Source organism: Niallia sp. RD1 (assembly GCF_024219955.1).
Lineage (GTDB): Bacteria > Bacillota > Bacilli > Bacillales > Cytobacillaceae > Niallia > Niallia alba.
Map to the genome: position 1 here is coordinate 937,728 of NZ_CP100420.1, position 17,468 is coordinate 955,195.

Below are 17,468 nucleotides of genomic sequence, written 5' to 3' on the forward strand. Positions count from 1 at the left end.
TGTACAGTAACACGTTATGGTTTGTAGTTAGTGTTGTTATCTAATGTAGTAAATTGATAACCCTGTACCGCTGCTCTCTCTTAAGAATATTTACATTCAAATAAAAAGAAGCTCTTATGAAGAACGACCAATTCATTCTTCACAAGAGCCTCTTTTCTTATAATGCATTCGATGTATTATCTTTATTTGCCTTCTCCGAACTTCTAGGTACTTCATGATGGTGGCGACATCTTGGTTCATAGGATTCAGATGCCCCTACTAATATGATCGGATCTTCATAGCAAGCTGGTGCTCCATTAATCAATCTTTGCGTTCTGCTTGCTGGAGAGCCACAAACTGCACAAACCGCTTGAAGCTTTGTTACTAACTCGGCAATTGCCATTAATTCTGGCATTTTCCCGAATGGCTCGCCTCTAAAGTCTTGATCTAAGCCAGCACAAATTACCCGGTGACCACTGTTTGCCAGATGCTGAATAACATCCACAATTTCATCATCAAAAAACTGTACTTCATCTATTGCAACTATCTCTATATCGGAAGTCACATATTCAAAAATGTCGGCTGATTTACTAATAGGAATTGCATTTGTTGCTGTCCCATTATGTGAGACAACTGATTCCTCACTATAGCGGTTATCAATACTTGGTTTAAACACTATATACTTCTGCTTAGCAAATTGTGCCCTTCTTACACGACGGATGAGTTCTTCTGATTTTCCTGAAAACATACTTCCACAAATAACTTCAACCCATCCATGATGTTTCATTACATACATGAAACCGCTCCTTCCTAGAATAAAAACAACTTGTCTCTTTCCTTACTCTATTTATATTTTTTCTATTTAATAGTCAAAGTAGGATAATCACTACCAATATTCTCTCTTACATACTTTAACAGCTATTGATACTAATTGAAATAATATATTCGACTCAATCATCATTTTTTAACAGCATCTTGATAGAAAAACGGATAAAGTAAAACTTGCATCAGCGGGGGGTTTTCCTTTCTCCCCCACTGATGGTTAGTTGAACCAATCGGATCTTTACAGATAGTTAATCTCCCACCTAGCTTCCTCGTATTCTCAGAAGCTTAAGGGGGGAGTCTTACTGTCCGTTAAGAGTGGGATAAAAAAATACCATAAGATACTTAAGAATAAAAGTTATCAACTTACATTCATTCTTAAATATCCTATAATAGCCCAAAATAAAAACAGGCAAGGAGAAAAGTAACTTCTTGCCTGTTCTTGATATTTCATATTACTTAAGACCGTATTTTTTGTTGAAGCGATCAACACGTCCGCCAGCTTCAGCAAATTTTTGACGTCCAGTATAGAATGGATGGCATTCAGAACAAGTTTCAACTTTGATTTCTTTTTTAACAGAACCAGTTGTGAACTCGTTACCACAAGCACATTTCACCGTAATTTCGTTATAAGTTGGATGAATTCCTGTTTTCATTCCTTTTCATCTCCTTCCGCCCTGCAACTTTCGAAACAGAGTTATAAAACAATGCCATAAGCACTGTAATTGTTAAAACACATTGATTATATTATAACAAGGACATTCTTGTTTTGCAACACTATTAACACTGCATTGAATTTCCAAATAATGAAAAACCTTTACGTTTTTCTTTATCAAATGAAAGGTTAAAAACTTACCTGTATCTCTATTATCTTAAGAGCGTTTAGCAGTACCTGCTTTCATTTGTTCTCCAAGGATGGCAAAAAAGTCTTCATTGCTTTTTGTTTGTCTTAATTTTCTTAAGAACTTTTCAGCAAAGTCTGGTGAATCAGACATCGATTTACGAATAGCCCATAACTTGTCTAAATGCTCTTTCGGAATCAATAACTCTTCTTTACGCGTTCCAGAACGTCTAATATCAATAGCAGGGAATATTCTTCTTTCTGCCAATGCACGGTCTAGATGAAGTTCCATATTACCTGTACCTTTAAATTCTTCATAAATAACATCATCCATACGAGAACCAGTATCTACAAGGGCTGTAGCTAATATAGTTAAAGAACCACCCTCTTCTATGTTACGGGCTGCACCGAAGAATCGTTTCGGACGGTGGAATGCTCCTGGATCGATCCCCCCTGATAATGTTCTACCACTTGGAGGAATAACTAGGTTATAAGCACGTGCTAATCTTGTAATACTATCCATCAAAATAATTACATCACGCTTATGCTCTACAAGGCGCATCGCTCTTTCTAATACTAATTCAGCGACTTTAATATGATTTTCCGGAACTTCATCAAAAGTAGAGCTTACTACATCTCCACTTACAGATCTTTCGATATCTGTAACTTCCTCTGGTCTTTCATCAATTAGTAAAACAATAAGTTCCGCTTCTGGATGATTAGTTGTAATACTATTTGCGATTTCCTTAATAAGCATCGTTTTACCTGCTTTTGGAGGAGCCACAATAAGACCACGCTGCCCAAAACCGACTGGTGCTAGCACATCCATTATTCTAGTAGATACATTTCTCTGTGTAGTTTCTAAATGTATTTGTCGATTTGGATAAAGGGGAGTTAAGGCTGGAAAATGAACTCTTTCTTTAGCTGTCTCCGGATCATCGCCATTAACGGCTTCTACTTGAAGTAAACCAAAATATCTTTCGTTTTCTTTCGGAGGGCGGACTTTCCCCGAAACTTTATCCCCATTTCTTAAATCAAATCTTCTAATTTGAGAGGCCGAAATGTATATATCCTGTGAACTTGGAGAGTAATTAATCGGTCTTAAAAATCCGAATCCTTCTGACTGAATAATTTCAAGAACACCTTCCATGAAGAAGTAGCCTTCTTGCTCTGCTCTCGCTTTTAAAATGGAGAAAATCAGTTCTTTTTTTGTCAACTTGCTATAATAGGCAACTTTATATTCGCGAGCTAATTCATATAACTCTTTTAATTTCATATTTTCTAAACTAGATATATTTAATCCCATTTTTACACCACTCTTTTATATTTTCAGTTATCCCTACCATTTATTTCGAAATGTGGGAAAGTTATTCTTCTGTTTGAGGCGAACGCTTTTTGTGAAGAGAAATTTTGATGCGAGAAATAATTAAAGTGAAGGATGGAAAAGAAGATTCCTACTTCTTCTCCAGCTATCGATAAATAGTATACTTTCATTTTTCTTATAGCTCTTTTCATAAGAATGGCTTCGAATATAAATTTATCTTAAGAGGAGTTTTTATTTTATCCTTCATGTTTCTAATGCTTCTACGAGAATCAATTAAAAGCAATCTCTATTTTACCTCCATCTACGAAAAATGTGCAACAAGAATTTTTCAACTGGCTTCTTGTTAACCCATAATGGAAGTGGAATATGGATAAAGACTCTTTATTATCCTTCTTTTTAGGATAGTTCGAAAAGGAAGGTATTGGAGGATGCTTAATGAATATTCCCGTTTTGGGAGGACATTGATTCTTTCATCAACGTAAATGAAAAAGGATGGTCCTAACATCCTTTTATAGTGAAATTATTACCTTTTTATACGTATCCGAATCTATTATATATTTTATTCTCTTCTATATTTTTGCACGGAACAGGGGAATGTCCTCCCCCGATTATCCTTTTTTCCTTTTAAAAAAGCAAGAATAGAAAAAAGTTAGACATATTTTACAACGGCTGTTTTCGTAAAGTTTATTGCCATTACCTGTAGCCAACCAATTCATTATTTCTAGAGAAACAACAATCTTTTAGAAAACAGCCTTACAATAAATGAATGTTGCATCGCAATTGCGTATTACTATGCATTAACCATTATTTATTTGTTCATATTCCTCTTCCGTCATTTTTTCACGCCATATTGTGGCACCTAAACCAGTGAGCTTTTCCACTATATGACTATATCCTCTATCTATATGTTCTAGACCAGTTATCTCCGTAACTCCATCTGCCATAAGCCCTGCTATAACTAATGATGCTCCGGCACGCAAATCGCTTGCCTTTACTTTCGCACCTTGTAAATGAACAGGTCCATTAATTATCGCAGATCGCCCCTCTACTTTTATCGTCGCATTCATGCGGCGTAACTCATCTATATGTTTAAATCTAGCACCATAGATTGTGTCTGTAACCATACTTGTACCATTTGTTTTGGTCAAAAGAGACGTGAATGGCTGCTGTAGATCTGTTGGGAATCCAGGATATACAAGCGTTTTTATATCTACAGGTTTAAGGGAGTTATTTGAACTTACAAACACTTGTTCATCACTTGATTCAATTGAAACTCCCATTTCTCTCAATTTTGCAATAAGAGACTCTAAATGTTGAGGGATTACATTATCCACAACGACACCGTCTCCAACTGCAGCACCAATAATAATATACGTACCAGCTTCAATACGATCAGGAATAATAGTATGACGGCAACCGTGTAGATGATCTACCCCTTCAATCCGAATTACATCGGTTCCAGCTCCCTTAATTTTTGCACCCATATTGGTTAAAAGTGTTGCGACATCAATGATTTCCGGTTCTTTTGCTGCATTTTCAATGATGGTTTTCCCTTTTGCTCGTACTGCTGCCAGCATAATATTGATTGTTGCACCGACACTTACTACATCTAAATAAATTCTTGCTCCTCTTAACTCATCTGCCCGAAGATAAATGGCTCCTTGTTCATTTGTAACCTGTGCACCGAGCGCTTCAAACCCTTTAATATGCTGATCTATTGGTCTTGGTCCAAGATGGCATCCACCAGGTAATCCAATCACTGCCTTTTTGAAACGTCCTAACATGGCTCCCATTAAATAATAAGAAGCACGTAATTTTTTAACCTTTCCATTCGGCATAGGCATAGAGATCATAGAAGAGGGATCAATTGTTATATCAGACTCTGATATAGATACCGTTCCACCTAACTCTTCCATAATTTCTTTTAATATTTGAACATCTGAAATGTCAGGCAGCCCCTCAATTGTAACTGGAGATTCAGCTAAAATGGTTGCTGGAATAAGTGCAACTGCACTATTTTTTGCACCACTAACTCTAACCGTTCCTTTTAAAGGCGATCCACCTGCAATCATAAGTTTTTCCATTTCTAGCTCCCTTCTAAGCCAATGCAAAAGTACGAATTCTGCTATAGTTAATCAAGATGAGGCTTGGATGTAGAATCTTGTTTGAATTACTGTTACTTATTATACCAAATATTAAGACTTAATGGAAAAGTATCTATGTATGAACTTTCGTTCTCATTTGTTAATAAAGTGAAACTTCCATTAGTGGGGGTTTGGTTAGTTGAACCAATCGGACCTATACAGACAGTTGATCTCCCACCTATCTTCCGCGTATACTCATAAGCTGGAAGTGGATCTTACTATCCGTTAAGAGAGAGATAAAGTACAAACATTTTTAGTATTACCTATATAAAGCCCTCTAATACTTTAGACCACCCACTCTAAAGCTTTTTGGGATATATAAAAAAGAGGATATCTTTAAAGGGTATTCCCTAAAAAGATATCCTCTTTCATTTCATAACAATTATGCTTTATTTGAAGAACCGAATTCTTTGATTTTGCCGATTACTGTTGCTTTAATCGCATCACGAGCAGGTCCTAAATATTTACGTGGATCATACTCTTCTGGTTTAGCAGCTAATGTTTCGCGAACTGCTTTAGCAGAAGCAATTTGGTTTTCAGTATTAACGTTGATTTTAGCAGTTCCTAAAGAAATTGCTTTTGTGATATCTTTTGTTGGGATACCAGTTCCACCGTGTAATACTAATGGTAAACCAGTTAATTTACCAATTTCTTCCATTTCTTTGAAACCTAAGTTTGGCTCACCTTTATAAGGTCCGTGAACAGAACCTAAAGCAGGAGCTAATGTGTCAATACCAGTACGTTTAACAAGCTCCACACATTCGTTAGCATCAGCATAAATTACACCTTCAGCTACAACGTCGTCTTCTTGTCCACCAACAGTACCAAGTTCTGCTTCAACAGAAACACCTTTAGCATGTGCATATTCTACTACTTTAGAAGTAATTTCTACGTTTTCTTCAAACGAATGATGAGAAGCATCGATCATTACAGATGTAAAACCAGCATCAATTGCTTCTTTACATTTTTCGAAGCTTGAACCGTGATCTAAATGAATAGCAACTGGAACAGTGATATTATAGTCTTCGATTAAACCTTCAACCATTTTCACAACTGTTTTGAAACCAGCCATATAACGGGCTGCACCTTCAGATACCCCAAGAATTACTGGAGATTTTTCTTCTTCTGCAGCTTGAAGAATTGCTTGAGTGAACTCAAGATTATTTAAGTTAAATTGACCAACAGCATAGCCTTCTGCTTTTGCTTTGTTTAACATGTCTTTCATTGAAACTAAAGGCATATTTCTTCCTCCTTATTTAATGATCGTTCTTTGTTACAAGAGAATCTTTATTAAATTTCCCAAAGGAAAGTTGAATATGTATATAATACCTCAAGTAAACGAAAACGAATCATTCCTTTTAAACTCAATTGTAATCATACCAAAATTAAACAAGAAATGCTATCGTTCCAGCTTTTTTTTCTATTTTGTCACAATTTAGCATTCTTTTTTTCGAATGAAAGCACTTCAAAACTAGATGCATCGCAAACTGGAGAAAAAAACACTGTAAATACCATCAATTTCACTATTCCAGATTGATGGCTGTTTTATTTCTTTGTAAAAAATATCACAGATTAATTTTCAAAAAATTATTAGTCCCTAACTAAAAACAAATATTTTAAGGATAAGAGATATCTTCTTCGTATCGTTTAGGTAATTAATATGTATATACTTGAGCAATTACTGATTAATGTATTTCTTAACAGCTTCTCTAAGATCATCAATATCAAACGGTTTAGCAAAATGCGTGAGTGCTCCAAGGTCTTTCGCTTCTTGAATCATATCAAGTTCTCCATAGGCAGTCATGATAATGACACGAATATCTTGATTAAGCTTTTTCATTCGTTTTAATATTTCAATTCCATCCATTCCAGGAATCTTCATATCAAGTAATACTAAATCTGGTAATTCTCTTGTCACTATTTCTAACGCCTGATTTCCATTTGCAGCTTGAAATGTTTTATATCCTTCCTTTTGAAAAACTTCATTCAAAAGGATTCTTATGCCGAATTGATCATCAACGATTAGTATTTTCCCTTTCATAATTGAACCTTCCCTTCTCAGTCGAGTTATGTATGTATCGTCTCGGTTTTATCATAGTTATCTTTCTACTATTTGGTCAACTTTTCCTGCTAATTCCCTTAAATTTTACCTTTTCCCTATATTTAATTATAATTATCTACTATATGAAGTGATTTACTGTTAATTTTTATAATAATGGAGGTTTTTCACGTGCTTAAAATGTTTTCCACTCAATTAAGTGGACTATTTAAAAGGTTACACGAAAAAGAAGAGGAGACAATCGAAGACAGCTCGAGATTATTAGCCCAAGCCATCGTGAGTGACGGAAAAGTTTACTTCTATGCAACAAATGAAATGGCTGGAGTGATAGAAGAGGCGACGAAGGGAATGGAGCCAATGCCAAATGCAGTAGAATGGACAGGCGCATCACTTGATCTTATTACTTCTAATGATCGTTTCATTCTGTTTTCTCGCACCAATGAAGAAGAAGAGGTAAATCTTTTTGCCAAACAATTACACGAGGCTCAAGTTCCCTTTATTTCTATCTGTTCGATTACCAACCCTGAAATAGAATCATTGGTTGACTTAGCGGAAGTTACTATCAACTTAAAACTCACTAAAGGCTTATTGCCTGATGAAGAAGGAAATAGATACGGCTACCCCTCTTTAATTGCGGCTCTCTTTATTTATCACGGCATTAAGTTTACAACCGATGAAATTTTAAAGGAATACACTATATAATAGGAAGAAACATAACGCTAAGCGTTAGAAAAGATCACAAAAAGAGGTTATTCCAAATGGAGTAACCTCTTTTTTAACAGTTAAGACAGTATAAGTTTTCTTTATTATTTTTCCGCTAGGCGGATAGATGCACCAACAAACTCACGGAATAGCGGTTGTGGACGAGTTGGTCTTGAAATAAATTCTGGGTGGAATTGAGATGCAACAAACCAAGGATGGTCTTTTAACTCAACAATTTCCACTAAACGGCCATCTGGGCTAGTTCCAGAGAAAATAAATCCTGCCTTTTCCATTTCTTGACGATATTGATTATTAAATTCATAACGATGGCGATGTCTCTCATAAATTACTTCATCTTGATAGGCTTCATAAGCTCTTGTTTCTTCTTTTAGTTTACATGGATATAAACCTAAGCGAAGTGTTCCGCCTAAATCCTCTACATCCTTCTGTTCAGGTAGAAGATCGATAACTGGATGAGTAGTCGCTTCATTAATTTCAGAAGAATGAGCATCCTTCCAACCTAAAACGTTACGTGCAAATTCGATAGAAGCAACCTGCATTCCTAAACAAATTCCTAAGAAAGGCACTTTTTGTTCACGTGCATATTGTGTTGCTAATATCTTTCCTTCAATTCCACGATCTCCAAATCCGCCTGGTACAAGGATTCCATCTGCATCTTGTAGTAATTCTTGGACATTTTCTTTCGTTACATGCTCTGCATTAATCCAATCAATATTGATATCGGCATCAAATGCATAACCAGCATGTTTTAATGCTTCTACAACAGAAATATAGGCATCTTGTAGTTCTACATATTTACCAACAAGTGCAATTTTTGTTGTTTTAGAAAGATTACGTACACGATCTACTAATTCAATCCATTCTGTCATATCTGCTTCTTGGCATTTTAGCTTTAAATGGTCGCATACAATTTGATCAAGGTTTTGCTCTTGTAATGCTAGAGGAATCGTATATAGTGTATCGGCATCACGACACTCAATAACCGATTTATTGTCTATATCACAGAATAACGCAATTTTGTCTTTCATATCTTCAGAAATTGGTTTTTCTGTTCTTACAACAATAACATTTGGCTGAATTCCCAAGCTACGCAACTCTTTTACACTGTGTTGAGTTGGCTTTGTTTTCATTTCCCCTGCAGCTTTAATGTAAGGTACTAATGTACAATGAATATACATAACATTATCGCGGCCAATATCACTTTTAATTTGGCGAATTGCTTCTAAGAATGGTAATGATTCAATATCCCCAACCGTTCCGCCAATTTCCGTAATAACCACATCTGCATTTGTTTCACGCCCAGCTCTATATACACGCTCTTTAATTTCATTCGTAATATGTGGAATTACTTGAACCGTACCTCCAAGATAATCTCCTCTTCGCTCTTTTCTTAAAACAGTAGAATAGATCTTTCCTGTTGTAACGTTATTATATTTCGTTAAATTGATATCAATAAAACGCTCATAGTGTCCTAAGTCTAAGTCTGTTTCTGCACCATCATCTGTTACAAATACTTCTCCGTGCTGATAAGGACTCATCGTACCTGGGTCCACGTTAATATACGGGTCAAACTTTTGAATCGTTACACTTACACCACGGTTTTTCAGCAAGCGACCAAGAGAAGCTGCTGTAATCCCTTTTCCTAGTGAAGATACTACTCCACCTGTTACAAAAATATATTTTGTCATTATATAATCCCCCTTGATTTAAGTTTGCTCCAATTCCTCTTTATTTAAGACGAATTAACTAATTTTTTTAGAGGGGTATGAAACGATTGCTATTAACTTCCTTACTAAAAAATAAAAAGCGCTCCACTTACTTTCTACAAGTAAGGGAGCGCTATATTTAGCGAATTTAAGTTCGTTCCTCTTTTTAAGGAGCCCAAAAAAGATTTTACTAGCAACGACTGTAAATGTCAAGAGTAGAAGAATTATTTATCTTCATCCTCATCATCTTCAAATTCGTCGTCTTCGTCTTCCTCTTCCTCCTCATCTTCGATTTCATATTCTTCTTCTAAATCTTCGTCGAAGTCTTCGTCTTCCTCTGACAAATCGTCATCCAATAGATCGTCGTCTTCCTCTTCATCCAAATCGTCATCCTCATCTAGAAGTTCTTCATCATCTAGATCTGCATCAAAGTCATCGAAATCGTCATCATCTTCCTCTAAGCTATCAAAATCATCGAAGTCATCATCGACAGCTTTTTTAGCTTTCTTCTTCTTCGGCTTTGTAACAGTTACAACGTCTTCCTCTGATTTATCTACTGGATACCATAAACGAAGTCCCCAACGATTGTCACCTAGTGATAAAAAGCGACCATCAATATTAACATCTGTATAAAATTGTGCTATTTTCTCGTTAACTTCTTCTTCACTTAGTCCTACTAACTTTGCTACTTCGTTCATTAGTTCATTAAATGCATAAGGTGTTTTGCCACCATTCATTATTTCATATGCTACATCAATTAGTGACATTTCTTTTAGTTCTTCTTTTGTGTATTTGTCAACACTCATTCTTTCGCACTTCCTTTCATATTCTACTCAATCCCCTTCCTGAAAGCTTGGACCAAAATTCAGGTGGAAGTTTCATGTGTCGGGAGTTTATTATTTTTTATACATCTTATTGATCTTTTAACAAATCAATCTAATTACCTGTCTACTTTTAGTAGGCTCATTTTAAGAAAGGAAACCTTTACTAAATAGTAAAAATACATATTCTCCATTATAAACAAATTTTAGGTGAATATGCTAGTTCTAGTTAAGGTTTATTTAACTTTTCTTTGAAATAGAAGGTTTCCTTCCTTTTGGTGGTTCCTTTTTGACTTGCTTGTTTATTTTTAGCTAGGCGAAAAAACAGAAGGGATAAAAGAAAAAAACCAATCGAGCCTAATTGATGCTTATAAAGAATATAAAAGATTCCTAAAAATAGGAGCAGTCCTGTTAATATCAAAAGTTTCCGCACCTTTCATCCATCCCAACCTAAATAATTGATTATTCTTACTTCTAGAATAACGATTGTAGCAAGTAAAGTGCAAGTCTCTTCTTTATTTTCCCCTTAAAATTATTATCACATTGAAATGAATGTGGATGAACGTTTCTAGATCCCTCTTGTTTAAGTGTTCCTCTTCTATATGAACGCTCTTCTCGTACCTTGCTCCTCTTATTACAGCTTTCCTTATTCTTTCTCATTCAACAAAAAACAATATAATTTAAACCGAGGTATGAAAGGCATAGAATATCGGGAATACTATCCTTTTAAGGAGGCATAGTGAATGAAGACATTCTTGATAATCATAAGTATTATTGCCATACTGATTTTCCTTCTCTTTATTGACTTCCAATTAGGAAAGAGAGCCCAGCAAAAAAAAACAGATCGAAAAAACTATCCTTTTAGATATACTAACTTTCACATTTATTCGGACGGAACAGAGTTGTTTCCAGCCCTGTTTCAGACCATTAAAGAGGCAAACAGCCATGTTCATGTCCTTTTCTATACTATTAAGACAGACAGTATTTCCACGGAGTTTCTTAACCTTTTAGAAACAAAAGCACATGAAGGAGTGGAAGTACGCCTTATTTTGGATTGGTTGGGAAGTATTAAAATACGAAAAAAAATTAGAGAGAATTTAAAAAAGGCTGGTGTTCAGTTTGCTTTTTTCCAACTCCCAACATTCCCTTACCTTTTTTATTCCTTACAAGTTAGAAACCATCGGAAAATTGCCATCATTGATGGAAAAGTTGGTTTTATGGGCGGCTTTAATATTGGCAAAGATTATATTCATGCCAACTTCAAATTAAGCCCTTGGCGTGACTATCATCTTCAATTAACTGGAGAAGGAGTTGATGACTTACAGCGGGAGTTTTTAATCGACTGGTTAAAAGCCTTTAAAGTTAATCTACTGCAAAATCCTATATATTTCCCTATGCAGCAAAAGGGAGAATCTAGACATCAACTAATTCCTACACAAGGGGTTTATTTAGAAGAAATAATCTGTAACTTGGTCAAAAACAGCAAAAAATCGCTTTTTATCGCTACTCCTTATTTTATCCCTAGTAAGCGAATAACAGAAGAGTTAGTGAGAGCATTACATAGAAATGTTTCCATTACGATCCTTATTCCTGATAAAGCGGATCATATGCTTGTTAAAGAGGCCTCTTTTCCTTATCTACGTTCACTGATAGGAAATGGAGCGAGCGTTTATCAATATTTGAATGGCTTTTTTCATGGCAAATTAATTAATGTTGATAATGAGATTATTATTATCGGCTCATCCAATTTTGATAGACGCAGTATCTTTTTAAATCACGAGTTGAATTGTTGCATCTATGACCCTGTATTTATTGAAAAAATGAACAAGATTACAGAGATGGATTTACAGCAAGCAAAGGAATTATCGCTTGAGGGTTTAAATACAATCACGATGAGAAGTAAACTAAAGGAATGGGTTTCCCGTCTTTTTGCTCCCTTTTTATAAAAGGACTGTTTCGTAAAGCATGCTCAGGACTCTAAATACAACAATTAATCATGCTCAACTAGATGGCCGCTCACTGGAATAGTAAGCGGCCATCTAGTTGAGCATCATATTTGCACTTCTAATTATCTTTGAAAAAAGACACTGACCCACTCAAACACACGGTAACCGGCGTATATTCCAAAAATGCCTACAATCCCTGAAAATGCACCTGGAGCAGGTATGGGTAGTTTCAATAGCCCAAAGATGAATCCAGTTAAAAACCCAGTAAGTAAAGCAAATAGAACTAATTTCACAAGCATCTTCCCTTTCCTGAAGTAGATGCTTTTTATTATTCGAAAAGATGATTAGAAATATCCAATGATTTCTTTATAAAAAAAGGAAGATGGGACATAAGTCTTTTCAACCAAATAACCCTGAACGATTATACGTATATGCTAAGAAGAGTTCGTATGATTGTTTAGGGTTTTATTCATTTTAAGAAGGAAGGTTTGTGGTGATAACCCGCAGCCTGAATATACTTCGCTTTCCATGGGGCGAGCGCCAAGCCTCCTCGTTTCTTATGTTCCTGCGGGGTCTTGGACTTTCTCGCAGCTCCCATAGGAGTCTAGTCTGCTTTGTATTTCCTACTAATTATATTTTCTTTAAAAATCATGGAACGAGTTGGTTTCGCTACTAGATTGGAGATTGTTCGTCTTTATCTATTATATTTTTTGTCCCAGTCTCCTCAGTTTGTCGACAAAAAGATTCTTAGAAACTTATATTGAATTTTCATGCGTTGCTTGGAGGGAAAGCAACATACCTATTCAAAGGTACTAATAAATATACTATATACAAACCTCTATTTCTAAAATTCAGGGGTTTGTCTACAGTCTGAGAGGAGAGCATCACTTTATGCTCTCCTCTCTTAATTAATTACATTTTTTCTGGTGCAGATACGCCGATTAGGGCTAAGGCGTTTCTTAACGTTATTTGCGTTGCTTGAATTAATGCTAGACGTGCCTTCGTTCTTTCTAAATTGTCTACATCCAATACTTTTTCTGCGTTATAAAAGCTATGGAAAGTAGACGCTAAGTCGTAAATATAATAAGTAATACGGTGTGGCATTCTCTTTAATGCCGCTTCTCCTACTGCTTGTGGGAATTCTCCTAGTTTTTTCAATAAGTCAAATTCTTTTTCTGCAGTAATTAACGCAGCGTTCAATTCATCACCAAGCTCGATTCCTTGTTCTTTTCCTTGTCTAAGGATACTGGAAATACGAGCATGCGCGTATTGTGCATAATATACTGGGTTTTCATTGGATTGCGATACAGCAAGATCTAGATCAAAATCTAAATGCGTATCCGCACTTCTCATTGCAAAGAAGTAACGAGTTGCATCTAAGCCTACTTCTTCCACTAAATCTCTCATTGTAACAGCTTTACCAGTACGCTTACTCATCTTCATTTTTTCACCATTCTTATATAGATGAACAAGCTGAATAATTTCAACCTCTAAAGCATCTTTGTCATATCCTAATGCTTGAATTGCAGCTTTCATACGAGGGATATAACCATGATGGTCTGCACCCCAAATATTAATAAGCTTTTCAAAACCTCTATCTAGTTTATCTTTATGATAAGCAATGTCTGGTAATAAATAAGTAAACGAACCATCATTTTTAATAAGAACACGGTCTTTGTCATCTTCGAAATCAGTAGAACGTAGCCATGTCGCTCCATCCAACTCAAAAATATAGCCATTTTCTCTTAATTTGTTTAGGGCAATATCAATCTTTCCATTTTGATAAAGAGACGTTTCGGAGAACCACACATCAAATTTCACACGGAAATCTTCTAAATCCTGCTTTAATTTAGCCATTTCATATTTCAGACCGTAGTCACGGAAAAAATCAAAACGTTCTTGCTCCGAAACATGGACATACTTATCGCCATATTCCTCTGCTAGCTCTTTCCCAATTCCGATAATATCTTCTCCATGATAGCCATCTTGCGGCATTTCTTTTTCCATTCCTAATGCTTGGAAATATCGTGCTTCTACAGATAATGCCAAGTTGTTAATTTGGTTACCAGCATCATTAATATAGTATTCTCTTGATACGCTATAACCAGCTTTATCTAAAATATTGCATAGGGAATCTCCTACTGCTGCCCCACGTGCATGTCCTAAATGAAGATCTCCAGTAGGGTTTGCAGAAACAAACTCCACTTGCACTTTTTCATTGTTTCCAACTGTTGTTTGTCCATATTGCTCTCCTGCTTTAAGAATAGTTGGAATTAAATCAGTTAGATAGCTGTTATCCATATAAAAATTAATGAAGCCAGGTCCTGCTATCTCTACTTTTTTAATAGAAGCTTTCGTTTGATCGAAATTGTCAATAATAGCCTCTGCAATCATACGTGGTGCTTTCTTCGCGACTCTCGCTAACTGCATCGCCATATTAGTAGAATAATCACCATGTGCTTTGTCCTTTGGTAATTCCAATATCACTTCTGGAATTTGTTCTTCTGCTGCTAACCCAGCTTTTATCACACTTTGTTTAATTTCTTCCTTTAGTTTTTCCTTTATTTGATCTACAATATTCATTCTTACTCTGTCTCCTCCTTAAATGAAATAGTCATATGATAGGTTCCATTATTGCTGCCTTGCATTTTTAAATCATATAAAATATCTAATGATCCTGCTGTTGCTTGCTCTTCTACTTCTAACGCAAGCCTCTTTGTATCTGTTACTATTTGAAAGACACCGTACGGACTTTCGTAGCTGCCAATTTTTTGTTTATTAATCAGAAAAGGCAGGCGCATTTTCACTGCCCCGCTTCGAAGGATTAAACCTTCTTTTCCAGTGACTTTTATAATTGTTTTAATAGTGCCTTCTTCTATGATTTCTTCATATTTTATATATTTACTAGTATCTTTTTCTAAGTATTGACCAAACCCAATCCACTCAATACTTTCTTTATTTTTCCCATTATATATATGTGTTGTAACTTGTAATTTTACAGGCACCTGTTGCGCTGATGTTTGAGACAACGACAACACTTCCTTTTCTTTTACTGTGTAACTTTATAAGTATAAATTTTTTATAGGGGAAGTGCAAGAAGGTTCGTCAAATGATGCGCATATAATAAATTTAATCATTGTTTAAGAATGATAAAGAGGATGGGACATATCTAAATAGATACTTTGTAAAGATGAACAATCTCTAGTTTAGCTAGTATATAGCTGCTGCTTTTGCATACTTTTTACAATAGGAAATATAATTAGTTGGTTAAACAGAGCAGCCGGAATACACGTAGACGCCACGGGGATTAGCGAGACAGTCTGAGACCCCGGAGGCGAAGCTGAGGAGGCTCAGCGCGAGCCCCACGGAAAGCGAAGTGTATTCCGGGTGCGGGGAATCGCACCAAACTTCATGGAAACATCCTTTTAAAAACAAATAAAAAACCAAACAATTATACGGACTCTCATAAGCGTCTTCGTATAATTGTTCGGATTTATCCTTGGCTGGAATACTTTTGTCCCAGCCCCTTCATTTTTAATAGTTATTTATCTCTTTAATTGGTGTTTGTATAATTACCGGGTTTTTAGAAGGATCTAACCATTTTAGAATCTTCACTACATTTGCTTCTGATGTTGCCGTACATCCAAGGGTGTAACTATTCCCAATGTGGAAAAAGATTGCACTTCCTTTGTTTGGAATGCGTTTTGTGTTGTAGTCAATGACAAAACCATATTTATATGCCGGCACATTCATATTTTCTGCACTCTTCCACTGACCGCTAGTTTTCTTTTTAGACTGCCACGTGTTATAGAGCTTAGATTTTGGATCATCTACCCATACATCGTCATTGGTAATTTTTCGATAAGATAATTTTGTTCCAGGGTTCTTTTCTGTACCGAAAGCTGTCCCTATTGTAAATTTCCCAATGGGTGACTTTTTACCGCCTTCACTCATATTTGATGTAAATCCATATTTACCGATGTGTCCAGCTGTAGTTAGAACTGGAACCCATTCTCCTTTTGTATTCTTTTCAAATGTGCGAATTTCAGCAGAGGATGTATTATAACCATTTGATGTTACAAGAATCAATTGCTTATTTTTCCCCACTGTTTTTAGACCTGCTGCCAAATTTTTTGGTGCAGCTGGCTTTTTTGTTGTTAGATATTTACTCGAAACCCAGCCTGTTTTGGTGCCTACCGTTACTTTGCTCCAAGAACCCTTTGTTTGCGATACTTTTAAAGATTGATTCTTTTTGACTGTTGTAATTACTTTGTAAGTGGTACCTGCACCACTTCTCACATTCAACGTACTTGCTGTGACATACATCGTTTTCGTCGTTGTTGCTGCTTTTGCTGCCGGCTTCTTTGTTGTTAAATATTTATTGGATGCCCAGCCTGTTTTCTTTCCAACTGTCACCTTATCCCAAGACCCTTTTGTTTGGGTTACTGTTACAGCCTGATTTTTCTTTACCGTCGTTACTACTTTGAACGAGGTACCAGCTCCACTTCTTATATTAAGGGAACTTGCTGTAACATATTTCGTTTTTTTGCTGGCAGCTTGCACGGTATTTGCCGAATAAAAGCCTGCAAATACTACTATGATCCCTATTAATATAACAAAAATCTTTTTACTCATTTTATTCCTTCTCCCTATGTAAATGTCATGCTCCATCTTATTTTACATATAAAAATTGCAGCAAAAATGGTTCATATAAAGTTTATCAGATGATTATTTCAGTTTCTTAAAAAGCAGATTACAAAGCAACTATATTTCCATTGCCAGCTACTAGTATGGATCCCTTTCATCATAACTCAGCTTTTTCATTATTTTCTATATTTTAACATATATACAAAGCATTTTTCCTAGGAATTTCTAGAATCTATTTATTAAACCAGAGTCCACAAAAAAGAGGATGGGACATAACTAAATAGATACTCTGTAAAGACGAACAATTTCTAATATAGCTAGTAAATAGCGGCTGCTTTCGCATACTTTTTACAAGAGGAAATATAATTAGTTGGAAAAACAGAGCAGCCGGAATACACGAAGACTCCTATGGGATTAGCGAGACAGTCTGAGACCCTGCAGGCCACAGGCAGACCG

The 17,468-nt window shown here is 35.7% G+C and carries 14 protein-coding genes; 2 read left to right on the top strand and 12 right to left on the bottom strand.

The window, feature by feature from the left end; translation table 11 throughout:
• Positions 1–157: 157 nt before the first annotated feature.
• From NKG37_RS04415 to NKG37_RS04440, 6 genes are all read right to left on the bottom strand, one after another.
• Positions 158–775, bottom strand: a complete 618-nt coding sequence (locus NKG37_RS04415; protein WP_016202504.1) for a thymidine kinase — start codon at positions 773–775, stop codon at positions 158–160.
• A gap of 481 nt (positions 776–1,256) precedes the next feature.
• A complete protein-coding gene (rpmE, locus tag NKG37_RS04420) occupies positions 1,257–1,457 on the bottom strand; it encodes a 50S ribosomal protein L31 (RefSeq protein WP_016202505.1) in 201 nt (66 codons plus the stop codon).
• A gap of 216 nt (positions 1,458–1,673) precedes the next feature.
• Entirely contained in the window at positions 1,674–2,948 is a 1,275-nt protein-coding gene (gene rho / locus NKG37_RS04425) for a transcription termination factor Rho (RefSeq protein ID WP_016202506.1), read from the bottom strand.
• 815 nt (positions 2,949–3,763) lie between these two features.
• Positions 3,764–5,050, bottom strand: coding sequence for a UDP-N-acetylglucosamine 1-carboxyvinyltransferase (locus NKG37_RS04430; RefSeq protein ID WP_101729870.1), 1,287 nt, complete (start codon positions 5,048–5,050; stop codon positions 3,764–3,766).
• Between the two features lie 442 nt (positions 5,051–5,492).
• The gene (locus NKG37_RS04435) at positions 5,493–6,350 is read right to left on the bottom strand and encodes a class II fructose-bisphosphate aldolase (protein WP_016202508.1); all 858 of its coding nucleotides are present in this window, start codon (positions 6,348–6,350) and stop codon (positions 5,493–5,495) included.
• 438 nt (positions 6,351–6,788) lie between these two features.
• Entirely contained in the window at positions 6,789–7,154 is a 366-nt protein-coding gene (locus NKG37_RS04440) for a response regulator (protein ID WP_198013185.1), read from the bottom strand.
• A 186-nt stretch (positions 7,155–7,340) separates the two neighbouring features.
• Here NKG37_RS04440 and NKG37_RS04445 point away from each other — a divergent pair, with 186 nt between their 5' ends.
• Positions 7,341–7,871, top strand: coding sequence for a DUF2529 domain-containing protein (locus NKG37_RS04445; protein ID WP_016202510.1), 531 nt, complete (start codon positions 7,341–7,343; stop codon positions 7,869–7,871).
• A 104-nt stretch (positions 7,872–7,975) separates the two neighbouring features.
• Here NKG37_RS04445 and NKG37_RS04450 read toward each other — a convergent pair whose 3' ends face one another.
• Together NKG37_RS04450 and rpoE are read right to left on the bottom strand one after the other, a co-directional pair.
• Positions 7,976–9,580, bottom strand: a complete 1,605-nt coding sequence (locus NKG37_RS04450) for a CTP synthase (RefSeq protein ID WP_016202511.1) — start codon at positions 9,578–9,580, stop codon at positions 7,976–7,978.
• Positions 9,581–9,822: 242 nt separating this feature from the next.
• Positions 9,823–10,404: a DNA-directed RNA polymerase subunit delta gene (gene rpoE / locus NKG37_RS04455; protein WP_016202512.1), complete on the bottom strand. Its 582-nt coding sequence runs from the start codon at positions 10,402–10,404 to the stop codon at positions 9,823–9,825.
• A gap of 758 nt (positions 10,405–11,162) precedes the next feature.
• Between rpoE and cls the strand changes: the two genes are divergently transcribed.
• A complete protein-coding gene (gene cls, locus NKG37_RS04460) occupies positions 11,163–12,365 on the top strand; it encodes a cardiolipin synthase (RefSeq protein WP_254415867.1) in 1,203 nt (400 codons plus the stop codon).
• 122 nt (positions 12,366–12,487) lie between these two features.
• Here cls and NKG37_RS04465 read toward each other — a convergent pair whose 3' ends face one another.
• The 4 genes from NKG37_RS04465 to NKG37_RS04480 form a co-directional block, all read right to left on the bottom strand.
• On the bottom strand, positions 12,488–12,658 hold the full coding sequence (locus tag NKG37_RS04465) for a XapX domain-containing protein (protein WP_016202515.1): 171 nt from the start codon (positions 12,656–12,658) through the stop codon (positions 12,488–12,490).
• 619 nt (positions 12,659–13,277) lie between these two features.
• Positions 13,278–14,948: an arginine--tRNA ligase gene (gene argS, locus NKG37_RS04470; RefSeq protein ID WP_254415868.1), complete on the bottom strand. Its 1,671-nt coding sequence runs from the start codon at positions 14,946–14,948 to the stop codon at positions 13,278–13,280.
• Between the two features lie 2 nt (positions 14,949–14,950).
• Positions 14,951–15,394, bottom strand: a complete 444-nt coding sequence (locus NKG37_RS04475) for a YwiB family protein (protein ID WP_254415869.1) — start codon at positions 15,392–15,394, stop codon at positions 14,951–14,953.
• A 505-nt stretch (positions 15,395–15,899) separates the two neighbouring features.
• Positions 15,900–17,000 carry an SH3 domain-containing protein gene (locus NKG37_RS04480; RefSeq protein WP_254415870.1) on the bottom strand — a complete coding sequence of 367 codons (1,101 nt, stop codon included), beginning with the start codon at positions 16,998–17,000 and terminating at the stop codon, positions 15,900–15,902.
• Between the last annotated feature and the right edge of the window lie 468 nt (positions 17,001–17,468).

Coding starts and splice junctions, on each gene's coding strand:
- NKG37_RS04450 (WP_016202511.1), bottom strand. CDS start 9,580: ATGACAAAATATATTTTTGTAACAGGTGGAGTAGTATCTTCACTAGGA.
- rho (WP_016202506.1), bottom strand. CDS start 2,948: ATGGGATTAAATATATCTAGTTTAGAAAATATGAAATTAAAAGAGTTA.
- rpmE (WP_016202505.1), bottom strand. CDS start 1,457: ATGAAAACAGGAATTCATCCAACTTATAACGAAATTACGGTGAAATGT.
- NKG37_RS04480 (WP_254415870.1), bottom strand. CDS start 17,000: ATGAGTAAAAAGATTTTTGTTATATTAATAGGGATCATAGTAGTATTT.
- NKG37_RS04430 (WP_101729870.1), bottom strand. CDS start 5,050: ATGGAAAAACTTATGATTGCAGGTGGATCGCCTTTAAAAGGAACGGTT.
- cls (WP_254415867.1), top strand. CDS start 11,163: ATGAAGACATTCTTGATAATCATAAGTATTATTGCCATACTGATTTTC.
- argS (WP_254415868.1), bottom strand. CDS start 14,948: ATGAATATTGTAGATCAAATAAAGGAAAAACTAAAGGAAGAAATTAAA.
- rpoE (WP_016202512.1), bottom strand. CDS start 10,404: ATGAGTGTTGACAAATACACAAAAGAAGAACTAAAAGAAATGTCACTA.
- NKG37_RS04435 (WP_016202508.1), bottom strand. CDS start 6,350: ATGCCTTTAGTTTCAATGAAAGACATGTTAAACAAAGCAAAAGCAGAA.
- NKG37_RS04415 (WP_016202504.1), bottom strand. CDS start 775: ATGTATGTAATGAAACATCATGGATGGGTTGAAGTTATTTGTGGAAGT.